We start from the raw sequence: 13,932 nt of genomic DNA on the forward strand, positions 1-13,932 counted from the left end.
CCCACTCCACCGCATGCGGCGCCAGATGCTCGGCCGCGAAATCACGGGCCGTGTCACTGATCGCCCGCTCGTCATCGGTCAAGGTGAACATGGAGATCCGTTCAGTTCATGGTGGGGATGACGAAGTGGTTGGTCTCTTCCTTCTTGCCGGAGGGCCAACGTTGCGTCACGGTCTTGGTCTTGGTGTAGAAGCGGAAGGAGTCGGGACCGTGCTGGTTCAGGTCGCCGAAGCCGGAACGCTTCCAGCCGCCGAACGTGTGGTACGCGATCGGCACCGGGATCGGCACGTTGACGCCGACCATGCCGACGTTCACCCGGTTCGTGAAGTCGCGGGCCGTGTCGCCGTCGCGGGTGAAGATGGCGACGCCGTTGCCGTACTCGTGTTCGGTGGGCAGGCGGAGCGCCTCCTCGTAGTCCGCCGCGCGGGCGACCAGCAGGACGGGTCCGAAGATCTCTTCCCTGTACACGCGCATGTCGGTGGTGACCTTGTCGAACAGGGTCGCGCCGGCGAAGAAGCCGTTCTCGTGGCCCTCGAGGGTGAAGCCGCGGCCGTCGATCACGGCCTCCGCGCCCTCGTCGATGCCGATCTGGATGTAGTTGTTCACCCGCTCGACGGCGTCCTTGCTGACCAGCGGTCCGAAGTCGGCGGACTCGTCGTCGCTGCGGCCGATCGTGAGCTTGCCGACCCGTTCGGTCAGCTTCGCGACGAGCGCATCCGCCGTCTCCTCGCCCACCGGCACGGCGACGGAAATGGCCATACACCGCTCACCCGCGGAGCCGTAACCTGCGCCGATGAGGGCGTCGGCAACCTCGTCGAGGTCAGCATCGGGCATGATGATCGCGTGGTTCTTCGCGCCACCGAAGCATTGTGCGCGCTTGCCGTGGGCCGCGGCGGTCTCGTAGATGTACTGCGCGATCGGGGTGGAGCCGACGAACCCGACAGCCTTGACGCGGTCGTCGGTGAGCAGGACGTCCACCACTTCCTTGTCACCGTTGACCACGTTGAACACACCCGCGGGCAGACCGGCCTCGAGGAACAGTTCGGCCAGGCGAAGCGGCACCGAGGGGTCGCGCTCGGACGGCTTGAGGATGAAGGCGTTGCCGGCGGCCAGCGCGGGACCGGCCTTCCACAGCGGGATCATGGCCGGGAAGTTGAAGGGCGTGATGCCGGCGACGACGCCGAGCGGCTGACGCATGGAGTACACGTCGATACCGGTTCCGGCGGATTCCGTGTATTCGCCCTTGAGCAGGTGCGGGGCGCCGAGTGCGAACTCGATGACCTCGAGGCCGCGCTGGATGTCGCCCTTCGCGTCGGGGATCGTCTTGCCGTGCTCGGACGACAGGAGGCGCGCCAGCGAATCCATCTCCTCCTGCACGAGCTGGAGGAACTTCATCAGGACGCGCGCCCGCTTCTGCGGATTGAACAGCGCCCATTCACGCTGAGCTTCCACCGCATTCGCGATGATCGCCTCCGTCTCGGCCTTGTCGGCGAGAGGCACACGCGCCTGCACCTCACCGGTGTTGGGGTCGTAGACGTCGCCGAACTTGTTGGAGGCACCGGGGACGCGCTTGCCGCCGACGAAGTGGGATAGCTCTTGAACCATTGTGCGAACCCGTTCCTTGTTCGATGATGAGGGAGTTCCGAATATGTGCTCATCCTATAGTTGGATGTCCATGTATGTCCACCATATGATCGGAACATGCAGATTCACTCTCCCGAGGAGCTGAACTTCCTCCGCATCCTGCAGACCAACCCGTACCTCACCACGATCCTGGACCGTGCACCCCACCTCGGCCTCTCGGACTGGTATCTCACCGCAGGCGCGGTATTCCAGACGGTCTGGAACCACCTCGACGGCCGCGACCCGGAGTCGGGGATCAACGACTACGACCTCTTCTACTTCGACGACACCGATCTCGGCTACGACGCCGAAGACGACGTCATCCGCCGAGCCGACGCCCTGTTCGGCGACCTCGATGTGCGCGTCGAGGTCAGAAACGAAGCGCGTGTGCATCTTTGGTACGAGGACCACTTCGGCGCGCCCTCGACACCCTTCGCCGACTGCAAGGACGCCATCGACCACTTCGCCTCCACCACCTGCTGCTACGGAATCCGGAGAAACACGACCGGAGACGTCGAGATCTACGCTCCACACGGGTTCACCGACCTCTACGACATGGTTCTGCGACCGAATCCCGTCCTCGCTCCGCGGGAGGTGTACGAATCCAAAGCTGACCGGTGGCAGAAGGAATGGCCCCGTTTGACCGTGGTGCCGTGGCCGGCGTGAGCAGTCAGTGCTTTCGCACGACGCGCTCGGGCTCGCCCGGTTTCCAGATGGTGATGTCCATGTGGCCGTCGCCGACCTCCACCGCCGAGCCGCCGATCAGGTCGGCTCGGTAGCAGTGATCGAATTCCTGCCCCCGGATGTCGAACCCGGTCTCGTCGAACAGTGCCTGCGCGAAACGCTGATGCAGGGCCCTGTCCTGGACGTCGTCTACGACACCCCACAGTTTCGCGTCACCCTCCTTCACCTCGGTGTCGACGGTCGCGGTGTGCAGGCAGAAGCGCGGATCCCGTGCCAGATCACGGAATTTCGTGGTGTTCGGCATTCCGGCGATCCACAACTGATTCTCGAAAAATCTCGGCTCGACCGGGCTGATCCGCGGAAATCCGTCGGAGCGAAGCGTGCCGAGCATGCACAGGTTCTTGGTCGCCGCGTGCCTGCGGGAGAAGATCGCGGCAATCCGCGGAGCAGCGTCGGCGAACTCATTCCAGCTGGCCATGCACACGACCCTACGACGAATCCCATGGCCGCCGGGTCAAGACGCACGCAATTGTGCGATCAGAATCGCCTCGACTTCTGACCGCCGCGCCGCGGACGGGAGGCGTGGGGCCGCGGACCGGCAGCGGTGACCCGTCGGGGTGCCGAGGTCGAAGAGATGCGTTCGGCCATGCCTCCTGACGGGGCGCGCGGTCCAGCCATCGCCCTCCTTCGCGTAATTGCACGCCGCGCACAACCCGGCCCCATTATGTGCCGTGGTGGCACCCTCGTTTCGGCGCGAGAGGATGTGATCATGATGGCGGATCGGCGCATCACACCACGGCGTCCGGCACGTCCGATCGCGGAGATCGATCAACTTTCGCAACCCTTTCGGGAACGTCCGCGACTGCGATTCCATCGCCGTCAACGACCCCGACAACGGACACGCGTAGATCAACCGCAGGGTGGCCTCGGTCTCCCCCTCGAGGGCGTCCGCCACCAGTTGCCGCGCGATCCCCGCCGGCACCGGCCCGAACCCCTGCAGCTGCGCCGCCTCACTCTCACCCGCCAGCAGTGTTTCGTCGGAGATCACCAGATTCACCGCCACCGGAACACCCGACCCCACGTCGGCTCCGGTGCCGCGTGCGAACAACAGATCCACCATCAGCTGATTGCGGGTGCGGCCACCGCTCTCGCCGGTCGCGATGAGACTGTCGGCATCGCGCCCCAGCGTGGCCTGCACACACACGGCCTGCTCGACCGGCATCAACACGCTGAGATAGGCCATCGAATCCGGCGCCGGCCGCGTCGTCACCCGCCGCTCCGACACCGCCTTACGATGCCGCCGGACGACCGCGGCGGCATCCAGTTCCACCGCCAGGGCCTTCGCCTTCGCGACCAGGCCGCGGTCCCCGACCCCGTCGAGAACGTCCGGGTCCGAACACAACCGCCGATCCACCACCGCGCGATCCGCCGCCGACAAACACGCCGTCTCCCGCACCAACAACGTGGCCCGCCATTCATTCAGCCGGCCGGCCTGCAACATGGCAAGGGTGTGCGGCATTTCGTGCACCAGAGCCTGCGCGAAACCCAGATGCCGACCGCCGCGGTTCGGGGACTCCCTGCGCGCCAACGCAATCTGCGACGCGATACCACGGTCCCACTCGGACTGCGGAAGTCGCCGAGCCCTACGGTCGGCACGGATACTCGTCGCGACATCGTCGGTGACGACCGCCTGCACCGCGCACCCCACCGACTTCAACGACTCCACCGCGTCGAGCCACTCGATCCCCAACCCCGCCTCACCACACGGCCCGACACACCGCAACCGCGCCGTGAACGCCCGCAACTCGTCCAGATCCGGTGCCACCACATCCCCCACCAGCCCTCCCCCGAGCTTGTTCGAAACTTTGTTCGAATCCTAGCAGCCTGACCGGACCACAGGCAATGGCCGAAAATTCAGATCCCCAGTGCCGCAGCGGCTGCGAGGGCGAGGGTTTCGTCGACGGTGTCGTAATCGCCCGATCCACCGCCCGGGCCACCGCTGTCGGCGACGGTGCGGCGGGCGGACAGGTGTACGGCGTCGACACCGGTCCCCGCGACCGCGGCGATGTCGTCGACGCGGATCCCGCCACCTGCCATCACCTGGATCCGCCCGTGTGCGTGGGCGACCATGGCCGACAGGGCGTCGAGGCCGTCGATGCAGCGGGGCGCTCCGCCGGAGGTGAGGACCCGGATGATGCCCGACCGCGCGAGCGCATCGAGGGCCGTCGCCCTGTCGTCGACGACGTCCATCGCACGATGAAACGTCACCTCCACCGCGTACGGGTCGATGCCGTCGATCAGGCGGGCCAGCGCGTCGCGGTCGACGGCCAAGCCGGGCGTGAGCGCACCGACGACGACGCCGGATGCACCCGTGCCCACCGCGGCACGAATGTCGCGGGCCATGACCGCGATCTCGTCGGCGTCGTAGACGAATCCGCCGGGTCGGCACCGGATCAGCGGGTGTACCGCGATCCCCTGGGCCACAACGGCTTCGATCATGCCGATGCTCGGTGTCAGCCCGCCGGTCGCGCCGAGTGCGGTGCACAACTCGACACGCGAGGCACCGGCGCGCCGTGCGATCCGGGCGCCCGCGACGTCCTGGACCGCCAGTTCGAGTACGGGTGCCATCTAGAACAACTGCCAGGAAGGCTTGTGTTCCAGTGCGTACCGGTAGTAGTCGGCGAGTTGCAGTTTGCTCGCCGCGGCCTCGTCGATGACGACGGTCACGTGCGGGTGCAGTTGCATCACCGACGCCGGACAGAACGCAGCGAGCGGTCCTTCGGCGGCGGCGGCGATCGCTTCGGCCTTGCCCTTGCCGAACGCGATCATCACCAGGTGCCGGGCCTCGCTGATGGTGCCCAGCCCCTGGGTGAGGACGTGGTGCGGGACGTCGTCCACGCTGTCGAAAAACCGCGCGTTGTCGAGTCGGGTCTGCTCGGTGAGGGTCTTGACGCGGGTGCGTGAGGTCAGTGCGGAACCCGGCTCGTTGAACCCGATGTGGCCGTCGGTTCCGATGCCGAGCAGCTGCACGTCGACGCCACCCGCCTCGGCGATGGCCGCGTCGTATCGTGCGCCTTCCTCGGCGATGTCGGGCGATTCGCCGTTCGGGCTGAGCACCCGATCGGGATCGAGGTTGACGTGGTCGACGAACTCCGAGCGGATCACCGAGAAGTACGACTGATCGTGACTTTTCGGCAGCCCGACGTACTCGTCGAGGAGGAAGGCCCGCGAGTCCGCGAAGTCCAGTCCGGACTCGCGGTGCCGTCGCGCGAGTTCGCGGTAGCTTCCGAGCGGGGACGACCCGGTGGCGAGGCCCAGTGTCGCCGGACCGCGTCGGACGTACCTCTCGACGATGTCCGCGACCGTCGTGCTCACCTCCGACGGCGTCTGCCGGATTACGATTTCCATGCGAGTCCTTCCGTTCCGGCGGGCATTCCGCCGAAAAACACGCCACGCGGACGCAGTTGGTGATCGGTCACGACGATATCTGCGCGGAGGCCCGGGGCCAGGGTGCCGCGTTCGGATTCCAGGCCGAGCAGCCGGGCCGGGGTCCTGGTGGCGGATGCGACGGCGTCGACGAGTCCGACGCCGCTGTCGACAACGGTGGTGCGCACGACGTCCAGCAGTCGTGCGGTGCCGCCTGCAATGGCTCCCACGGATCCGTCGGCGGTCGCGAGCCGGGCGACCCCGTGCGAGACGCGCACGTCCAGTGGCCCGAGTTGGTAGTCGCCGTCCGAGACACCGGCGGCGGCCATGGCGTCGCTGACGAGGACGATCTGGTCGGGTCCGACGGCGTCGAACACCATCGACACGGTCTCGGGCGCGAGATGCACTCCGTCCGCGATCAGTTCGACGACGATGTCGCCGCGACCGGCGGCGGCGAGAAACGCGGCCACCGGCCCCGGCGCGCGGTGATGGAGCGGCGGCATCGCGTTGAACAGATGTGTGGCGGTCAGCGGCCCGCCGGCGGCGTCGGCGATCCGTGCGGACGTCGTCGCCGCGTCGGTGTCGGTGTGGCCGAGGCTCGGTAACACGCCGCGCCGGCGCATCGCGGTGAGAAGCTCGCCGAAGTGCGCGGTCTCCGGTGCGAGCGTCATCGACCGAACGGTGCCACGCGCGGCGTCGCAGATCCGCTCGAACAGGCCGGGGTCGCCGGGCACCACGGACGCGGGATCCTGCGCACCGCAGCGGGCACCGGAGATGAACGGGCCTTCCAGGTGGATCCCGAGGAGGTCACCGCGTTCCACCAGGTCTGCGAGGATTCCGGCCTGCCGGAGCAGGTCCTGCTCCCCCGCCGAGACCAGGCTCCCGAGCAGTCCGGTGGTGCCGTGCCCGCGGTGATGGTCCGCGGCCAGCCTGGCCCCGTCGGCGTCGGCGTTCGGAAAGCCTGCGCCTGCGCCGCCGTGGCAGTGCAGGTCGATCAGGCCCGGCAGCAGTATCGACGAAGTCGGGTCCGGCAGCGGCACCTGCCCGCGGTACTGCGACGCGGAACCGACCCAGGAGATTCGGTCGCCGTCGGTGACGACCACGCCGTCGGCGAGGACGCCGTCCTCCACGACGGCCCTGCCCCGCAGGATCATCGGGGCGCCCCGGACGCGAGAGCCGCGACTGCCGACCGTGCGGCCTGCGGGGACTGTGCGCTGCGCGCGGCGACAGCCATCTCCCGGCACCGGTCGAGGTCGGTGGCGGCCAGGCGTGCCCGGACGGCGCCCAGGGACGGCGCCACCATGGACAGGCTGGTGACGCCCAGCCCGACGAGCACCGGCGCCAGCACGGGATCGGACGCGGCCTCCCCGCACACCCCGACGGGTGCGCCTGCCTCCGCTCCGGCCGCACCGACCAGGCCGATCAGGTCCAGGACCGCGGGCTGCCACGGGTCGAGCAGTGCGGCAAGGCCACCGGCCATCCGGTCTGCAGCGCACGTGTACTGGCTCAGGTCGTTGGTTCCGATACTGACGAAATCGAGGTGTTCGAGCAGATCGCGGGCGCGCAGTGCCGCCGAAGGGATCTCGATCATCGCCCCGACCTTCGCGATGCCGCGGGACCGGGCGAGTGCGGCGAATCCCTCCGCCTCTCCCGCCGTGGCGACCATCGGGGCCATCACCCACAGGTCCGCACCGGTGGCGGAGGCCGCGACGCCGAGCGCTTCCAGTTGGGTGGCCAGGACGTCCGGGAAGACGGAGCCGACCCGCAGTCCCCGCACACCGAGTGCCGGGTTCTCCTCGGTGCCCAGGTCGAGGAACGGCAGCGGTTTGTCGGATCCGGAATCGAGTGTCCGGACCACCACCTTCCGTCCGGCGAAACGCTCCAGCACGGAGGTGTAGGTGGCGATCTGCTCGTCGAGGGTGGGCGCGGTCTGCCTGCCGAGGTAGAGGAACTCGGTGCGGAACAGTCCGACGCCCTCCGAATCCGCGGCGGCGGCGCGCACGGCGTCGTCGACGGTGCCGATATTCACGAGCAACCCGACGGATGCGCCGTCCCGGGTGCGGCCCGGCCCACTCGTGGCCGCGACCCGCGCCCGGGCCTCGGCGATCCGCGTCGACACCTCCGACTGCCGACGTTCACCGGGATCGACGACGACCTCGCCCGTGGTGCCGTCGAGCACCACCGGTCTCCCCTCGATCAATCGGTCGAGGTCGGCGCAGCTCACGATCGCGGGCAGGCCGAGCGATTTCGCCAGTATCGCGGTGTGACTCGTGGGCCCGCCCTCCGCAGTGAGCAGGCCCACCACGTCGCTGCCGCCGAGCATCGCGGTGTCCGCGGGCGACAGGTCCCGGGCAACGAGAACGAACGGGTATCCGGGGTCGGGGATTCCGGGCATCGGCACTCCCGACAGCACCGCGACCGCACGATGCCCGAGGTCGCGCAGGTCCGCGACGCGCTCGGCCATGTACCCGCCGAGTGCCTCGAGTGTGACGCAATATCCCTCGAATGCGACGCTCACGGCGTGCGCCGTCGGCATGCCGCCGCGAAGGTTCTCCTCGGCGGCGGACACGATTCCCGGGTCGCGGGCCATCGCCGCCGACACGAGCAGGATCTCGGACGCGACGCCGTCCACCTGCGCGGCGCGGGCCTCGAGGTCACCGGACACCGTCGCGAGGGCGTCCCGCACCCGGGCGATCTCCGCCGGGACCGATTCGCCCACAGGGTCTTCGGCGGACGTCTCGACCGGCGTCCCGAACGCGAGCCAGGGCGCGCAGACCAGCCCCGGACTCACCCCGAGTCCGTGCACTACCTGTTCCGTGGTCGTCGGCATCAGGCGGCGTCGAGGTCGGAGGCGAGCAGGTCGGCGAGGCGGTCGAGGGCCTCCTCGCTGCCCTCCCCTTCCGCGGTGATCGTCACCTCGGTACCGAATGCGGCGCCGAGGGTCATGACCGCGAGCATGCTGCCCGCGTCCACCGGCGCCGACTCGCCGACGGCGATCTGCACCGGGACCGGCACGGCCGCGGCGGCCTGGGTGAATTTCGCGGCGGGGCGGGCGTGCAGGCCCACCTTCGAACCGATGAGGACCGTTCGTGAAGCCATGCTCACTGACCTGCCTTTTCCGTGTCGGTGTCGGTGTTGGTGTCCGCGTCGTCCTCCCGGCCGGGAGTGCGCAGGTTCCATTTCTTGATGACGAAGCTGAACAGGACGTAATAGATCACCGCGTACCCGAGTCCGATGGGGATCAGCATCCACGCGTTGGTGGCCTTGCCGAAGTTGAGGACGTAGTCGAAGAAGCCTGCGGAGAACGTGAATCCGTCGTGGATGCCGAGCGCGTTGACCAGGGCCATCGAGGTGCCGGTGAGGAACGCGTGGATCAGGTACAGCGGCCAGGCGACGAACATGAACGCGAATTCGAGGGGCTCGGTGATCCCGGTGAGGAACGCCGTCAGCGCGGTGGAGAGCATGATGCCGCCCACGACCTTCTTCTGCGAGGGCCGGGCGTTGCGCCAGATCGCCAGTGCCGCAGCGGGAAGCGCGAACATCATGATCGGGAAGAAGCCGGTCATGAAGATGCCGGCGCTCGGGTCGCCGGCGAAGAACCGGTTGAGGTCGCCGCGGACGAGTTCTCCGCTCGCGTTCTGGTAGTCGCCGACGAGGAACCACACGGTGGAGTTCAGGATGTGGTGCAGTCCGGTCGGGATGAGCAGGCGGTTGGCCATGCCGTAGACGCCGCCACCGATCACCGAGTTCTCGGCGACCGTCTCGCCCACCCACGTCAGGGCGGAGTTGAACGCCGGGTACAGGAATGCCATGAGGACGCCGACGACGAGACCGGTGACGGCGGTGAGGATGGGAACGAGCCTGCGCCCGTTGAAGAATCCGAGGTAGTCGGGCAGTTTGGTGCGGTAGAACCGCTGCCACAGAATGGCGGACAGCAGACCCATCACGATGCCCGCGAGGACACCATAGTTGATCAGCGCCTGGTCGCCGTTCGGGTCGGTCTTGCCTTCCAGGACGACCGGGGACATGGCCTCGAACACGCCGTTGACGACCATGTATCCGACCACGGCGGCCAGGGCGGTGGAACCGTCCGCCTTCTTGGCCCACCCGATGGCGATGCCCACCGCGAAGATGAGGGGCAGCCAGGTGAACACTGCCTGGCCTGCCGCGGAGATGACGGACGCGGCGGTGTGCATCGAGTCGAACCGGCCGAGGAGGTCGTCCTGGCCGAGCCGCAGCAGGATGCCGGCCGCGGGAAGTACCGCGATCGGCAGCATCAGGCTGCGCCCGAGGCGCTGTAACCCGGCAAACACCGCTGATTCCTTTTTCGGGCTGTCTACGACAGTCATATCGGCCTTCTCTGTGCGCGTCGGTCGCCGAATCGGCGTCTGGTGAGTCCCGAAACCGGTGGCGGCGAGCGCGTCGTACGGCTTCGGGAAAACTATTGTGGACCAGCACCCCCAACGGGTACTGTCCGGTCATAACCAGTTGCTAGTTTGACCAGGTGAGCACAGGATGTCAACAGGCAAATGTGATCCAGCTAACTCATTCCTCACCATCACCTGCAGCGCAAACACGAACTACGAGGGAGAACCGATGTCCAAAGCGGACGCAATCATCAGCGGCCTCGGCGGTGCCGACAACATCGTCGAGATCGAGGCCTGCATCACCCGGCTGCGCACCGAGGTCAAGGACGGCGCCAAGGTCGACGAGGCCGCGCTCAAGGCCGCAGGCGCCCACGGGGTGTTGAAGGCGGGCAGCGTCGTCCAGGTCATCGTCGGCCCCGAGGCGGACACCCTGGCCGAGGACATCGAGGACATCCTGTGAGCCTGTCCGTGCAGGCACCGCTGCCCGGCCGGGTACTCGCCCTGGCCGACGTGCCCGACCCCGTGTTCGCCGGACAGATGGTGGGTTCCGGAGTCGCGATCGAGCCGGCCCGCGACCGTGGCGCCCTCGACGTGCTCGCGCCGATCTCGGGCAAGATCCTCAAACTGCACCCGCATGCGTTCGTCATCCTGGGCTCGGCGGGCGGTGGCGTGCTGGTGCACCTGGGAATCGACACGGTGAAGTTGCAGGGTGAGGGGTTCACCCTGCTCGCGGCGGAGGGCGACGAGGTCGACGCCGGCGACCCCGTGGTGCGGTTCGATCCGACCGAGATCGACGGCACCGGGTACTCCGCCGTCTGCCCGATCGTGGTGATGGATTCCACGCCGGACTCGGTGTCCACCGACACCATCGGGTCCGACGTGACCACCGGCGACGTCCTGTTCGCCTGGGCGGCGCAGTAGTAGCAGGGCCAGGGCTGCCGGACTCAGACGCTGCGCTGAGTCCGCTCCCCCTGAACTTCCATCTGCAGTTGGTAGCGATCGGACCGGTACCAGCTGCGGGTGTGCTCGACCGGTGTGGGGCCGCTGAAGGACACCCGGTCGAAGTACATCACCGGGGCGCCCTTCTTGATGCCGAGCAGGGTCGCGATCTCCTGGCTCGCCCCGTCGGCGCTCACGGTCTGCTCGGCCCGGTCGATCGGCATGCCGTACCGGTCGGCGGTGGCCCGGTAGATCGACCCGGTGAGGTCGAGGTCCAGCAGGCCGGGAAGCAGTGCGGCGTTGAACCAGCCGTCGTCGACGCTGACCGGTTCGCCGTCGGCCAGCCGCAGCCGTTTGACGTGGTAGGCGCTGGTGTCCGGTGCGATCCGCAGGGCCTTCGCGGTGGCCTCGGGCGCAGCGTCCTCCTCGCTCTGGAGCACCACCGTCGTCGGCTTGTGGCCCTGCGCCCGCATCTCCTCCGTGAACGAGGCCAGGTGGAGTTTCGACTGCACCGGACGATGAGCCACGAACGTGCCCTTGCCACGGACCCGGACCAGGTGCCCCTCGTTGACGAGCTGCCCGATCGCCTCGCGAACCGTGATGCGACTGACGCCGTAGTCCTGCATCAGTTTTCGTTCGCTGGTCATGAGATCGCCGGGCTGAAGTTCCTTGGTGCACTTGTGCAGCAGGATGGCACGGAGTTGCTCGTGCTTCGGAATCACGCTGTCGCGTAGATGTACGGGCATCATGCCGGCGGCTCCAGCTCTGTTCACGGGTCGGACACATCGGATCAGTCGGTCGGACTCCAAAGGTCCCGTCCGGTCCGGTCCAACACCGAGAATACGTGATCCGAGCGCCCGGGCCTACCGTGCCGCGGCGGCCAACGCCTCGAGGTATCTGCGCGTCATCACCTTCTGCACGACCCTGCCCGCGGGCCCGCCGAGCCGCGTGAACCACCGCCCCGGTTTCGAGAACGCCGACACGGTCGCGACGACGGTGCCGTCCGGCCGCTGTTCGACGACGAAGCTCTCCTCGCCACGCTCGGGATGACCCGGCAGCGTGCCGTACGCGAAGCCCTTGCGCTGCGGATCGTCGAGCACGTAGACGACCCGGCAGGAGAACCTCAGCCGGAACGGACCGACGCCCCAGCGCAGTTCGACCGACGAGCCGGGCACTGCGGTCGGGGCCTCGGCCCGCACCTCGAGCCCCGCGCCGCGGTGCATCCCCCAGGCACACAGGAGGCCGGCGGCCGCCTCGAATGCGTCTGCCCCGTCACCGATCACCTTCTGCTCACGCAGATGGTGGTATCCCGCCGGGAACGGAACGTCGCGGCTCGCACCCACCTCCGGGTACGTGAACGCGGGCAGGTCGTTTCCGGAGGTACTGATGACGGTCGATCCTCTCGGTCGGGAGGTCGCCCAGCCTACTGCTCCGACCGGGCCGCGGGACGGATGTTCTGATTCACATGGAAGAGGTTGTCCGGATCGTACTTCGCCTTCACCTGCGCCAACCGGTCGTAATTGCCGAGGTATGAGGCACGCACCCGGTCCTCGCCCTCGGACATCATGAAGTTGACGTACGCCCCGCCCGCGGTCGTCGGGTGGAGGGCCTCCCAGTACTGCTTGGCCCAGTCCGTGATGACCTCCGCGTTCGCCGGATCCGGGTCGACCCCGACGATCACGCCCGCCCAGCCGCCGTCCCGGTACGCGAACGCCGTGCCGTCCTCGGCCACCCGCGTCGCCGCGCCGTCGATCGGATACATGTGCATCGTCGAATGGCCGGTGGGCAGCCGACGGCCGAACTCCAGGTGGATGTCGACAGCCTCGTCGGAGATCTCCCGGACGAAGTCTGCGCGCCAGTACCACTGCAATCCTGCCGGGTACAGTGCGTCGAAGGCCGATTGCAATGCTGTGAAGGGCATTTCGCCGACCCCTACCAGCAGTGGATTACCGAATTCGCGGATCGGTTCGAGCACCGCGTCGGCCTTGCCCGGATCGCCGGTGTAGCACCAGATGATGCCGCACGCCTTGCGGCCCCACAGTTCCTCGGGGAACGGCGGCGCCGGCGGAATGGTCAGCAGGCCGATCCAGCCGTTGAGTTCCTCGGGCAGCGACGGGAGGAGTTCGCGGTACCACCGCATCACGTCGGGGGTGTCCTCCAGGTCGTACAGCACCGGCCCGCCGACGACATTTCCGTGGTCGCCGATCTCGTGACACGCGAACTGGAACGACGTGACCACACCGAAGTTCCCGCCGCCGCCCCGCAGCGCCCAGAACAGGTCCGGATGCGACCGCTCGCTCGCCGTCACCAGGGTGCCGTCGGCGAGCACGACGTCGGCGGAGAGCAGATTGTCCACCGTGAGACCGAAACGGCGCGTCAGATAGCCGATCCCTCCGCCGAGCGTCAGCCCGCCGACACCGGTGGAGGCGATGAACCCCGACGGGGTGGCCATGCCGAACGGCACGGTGGCATGGTCGACGTCGCTCCAGGTGCAGCCGCCGTCGACCCGGACGGTCCGGTCGGCGGGCGAGACCGTGGTCCCGCGCATCCCCGACAGATCGATCACGAGGGCGTCGTCCCACACGCCGAGACCTCCCGCGTTGTGTCCGCCTCCACGAACCGCGAGCTCGACGTGCTGCTCCCGCGCGAACCGCACGCAGGCGACGACATCCGCGGCGTTGGCGCACCGCGCGATGGCCGCGGGACGACGGTCGATCATGGCGTTGTACACGGCCCGCGCGTCGTCGTAGCCGGCGTCGCCGGGCGTGATCAACTCTCCGCGCAGAGACGCGGCCAGTTCCGTGAAAGGCGGTGTCGTCGTCGGTGTCGAACTGGTGGTGGTGCTCATGACCTTCTCCTCGGATCGGCGGCCCCGGAACGGGCAGTGCCTGGTA

The 13,932-nt window shown here is 68.1% G+C and carries 16 protein-coding genes; 3 read left to right on the forward strand and 13 right to left on the reverse strand.

The features are described 5' to 3' along the window. A partial coding sequence (locus P3H15_RS26155) for an acyl-CoA dehydrogenase family protein (RefSeq protein ID WP_276139974.1) occupies positions 1–91 on the reverse strand: 91 nt, incomplete at its 3' end. Positions 92–101: 10 nt separating this feature from the next. Then, the gene (locus P3H15_RS26160) at positions 102–1,604 is read right to left on the reverse strand and encodes a CoA-acylating methylmalonate-semialdehyde dehydrogenase (RefSeq protein ID WP_276139896.1); all 1,503 of its coding nucleotides are present in this window, start codon (positions 1,602–1,604) and stop codon (positions 102–104) included. Positions 1,605–1,700: 96 nt separating this feature from the next. Here P3H15_RS26160 and P3H15_RS26165 point away from each other — a divergent pair, with 96 nt between their 5' ends. Continuing rightward, on the forward strand, positions 1,701–2,288 hold the full coding sequence (locus P3H15_RS26165) for a nucleotidyltransferase family protein (RefSeq protein ID WP_276139897.1): 588 nt from the start codon (positions 1,701–1,703) through the stop codon (positions 2,286–2,288). A gap of 4 nt (positions 2,289–2,292) precedes the next feature. Here the strand turns inward: P3H15_RS26165 and P3H15_RS26170 are convergent, their stop codons facing one another. From P3H15_RS26170 to P3H15_RS26205, 8 genes are all read right to left on the reverse strand, one after another. Continuing rightward, a complete protein-coding gene (locus P3H15_RS26170; protein WP_276139898.1) occupies positions 2,293–2,784 on the reverse strand; it encodes a pyridoxamine 5'-phosphate oxidase family protein in 492 nt (163 codons plus the stop codon). Positions 2,785–2,820: 36 nt separating this feature from the next. Further along, positions 2,821–4,143 (reverse strand): HNH endonuclease signature motif containing protein, encoded by a 1,323-nt coding sequence (locus P3H15_RS26175; RefSeq protein WP_276139899.1) that lies wholly within the window; start codon positions 4,141–4,143, stop codon positions 2,821–2,823. Between the two features lie 77 nt (positions 4,144–4,220). Next, the gene (locus tag P3H15_RS26180; RefSeq protein WP_276139900.1) at positions 4,221–4,934 is read right to left on the reverse strand and encodes a copper homeostasis protein CutC; all 714 of its coding nucleotides are present in this window, start codon (positions 4,932–4,934) and stop codon (positions 4,221–4,223) included. Then, positions 4,935–5,714 carry a glucosamine-6-phosphate deaminase gene (nagB, locus tag P3H15_RS26185; protein ID WP_276139901.1) on the reverse strand — a complete coding sequence of 260 codons (780 nt, stop codon included), beginning with the start codon at positions 5,712–5,714 and terminating at the stop codon, positions 4,935–4,937. Then, positions 5,702–6,886 carry an N-acetylglucosamine-6-phosphate deacetylase gene (locus tag P3H15_RS26190; protein ID WP_276139902.1) on the reverse strand — a complete coding sequence of 395 codons (1,185 nt, stop codon included), beginning with the start codon at positions 6,884–6,886 and terminating at the stop codon, positions 5,702–5,704. The genes nagB and P3H15_RS26190 overlap by 13 nt, the downstream gene beginning before the upstream one ends. Then, positions 6,883–8,562 carry a phosphoenolpyruvate--protein phosphotransferase gene (gene ptsP, locus P3H15_RS26195; protein WP_276139903.1) on the reverse strand — a complete coding sequence of 560 codons (1,680 nt, stop codon included), beginning with the start codon at positions 8,560–8,562 and terminating at the stop codon, positions 6,883–6,885. Before ptsP ends, P3H15_RS26190 begins: the two co-directional genes overlap by 4 nt. Then, positions 8,562–8,831, reverse strand: a complete 270-nt coding sequence (locus tag P3H15_RS26200; RefSeq protein WP_072946005.1) for an HPr family phosphocarrier protein — start codon at positions 8,829–8,831, stop codon at positions 8,562–8,564. Before P3H15_RS26200 ends, ptsP begins: the two co-directional genes overlap by 1 nt. A 2-nt stretch (positions 8,832–8,833) precedes the next feature. Beyond that, positions 8,834–10,081 (reverse strand): PTS transporter subunit EIIC, encoded by a 1,248-nt coding sequence (locus tag P3H15_RS26205; RefSeq protein WP_276139904.1) that lies wholly within the window; start codon positions 10,079–10,081, stop codon positions 8,834–8,836. Between the two features lie 166 nt (positions 10,082–10,247). On the opposite strand from P3H15_RS26205, the gene P3H15_RS26210 reads away from it, so the two are divergent. Together P3H15_RS26210 and P3H15_RS26215 are read left to right on the forward strand one after the other, a co-directional pair. Then, a complete protein-coding gene (locus P3H15_RS26210; protein ID WP_143051459.1) occupies positions 10,248–10,559 on the forward strand; it encodes a glucose PTS transporter subunit EIIB in 312 nt (103 codons plus the stop codon). Next, positions 10,556–11,020: a PTS glucose transporter subunit IIA gene (locus tag P3H15_RS26215; RefSeq protein WP_276139905.1), complete on the forward strand. Its 465-nt coding sequence runs from the start codon at positions 10,556–10,558 to the stop codon at positions 11,018–11,020. Before P3H15_RS26210 ends, P3H15_RS26215 begins: the two co-directional genes overlap by 4 nt. Before the next feature lie 23 nt (positions 11,021–11,043). Here P3H15_RS26215 and P3H15_RS26220 read toward each other — a convergent pair whose 3' ends face one another. From P3H15_RS26220 to P3H15_RS26230, 3 genes are all read right to left on the reverse strand, one after another. Further along, a complete protein-coding gene (locus tag P3H15_RS26220; protein WP_072945999.1) occupies positions 11,044–11,787 on the reverse strand; it encodes a GntR family transcriptional regulator in 744 nt (247 codons plus the stop codon). Between the two features lie 114 nt (positions 11,788–11,901). Next, a complete protein-coding gene (locus tag P3H15_RS26225; protein ID WP_276139906.1) occupies positions 11,902–12,381 on the reverse strand; it encodes a DUF1990 family protein in 480 nt (159 codons plus the stop codon). 80 nt (positions 12,382–12,461) lie between these two features. After that, a complete protein-coding gene (locus P3H15_RS26230) occupies positions 12,462–13,886 on the reverse strand; it encodes an FAD-binding oxidoreductase (RefSeq protein ID WP_276139907.1) in 1,425 nt (474 codons plus the stop codon). Positions 13,887–13,932: the final 46 nt, after the last annotated feature.

The sequence above is a fragment of the Rhodococcus sp. T2V genome, assembly GCF_029269925.1.
In the GTDB taxonomy this organism is placed as follows: domain Bacteria; phylum Actinomycetota; class Actinomycetes; order Mycobacteriales; family Mycobacteriaceae; genus Rhodococcus_F; species Rhodococcus_F koreensis.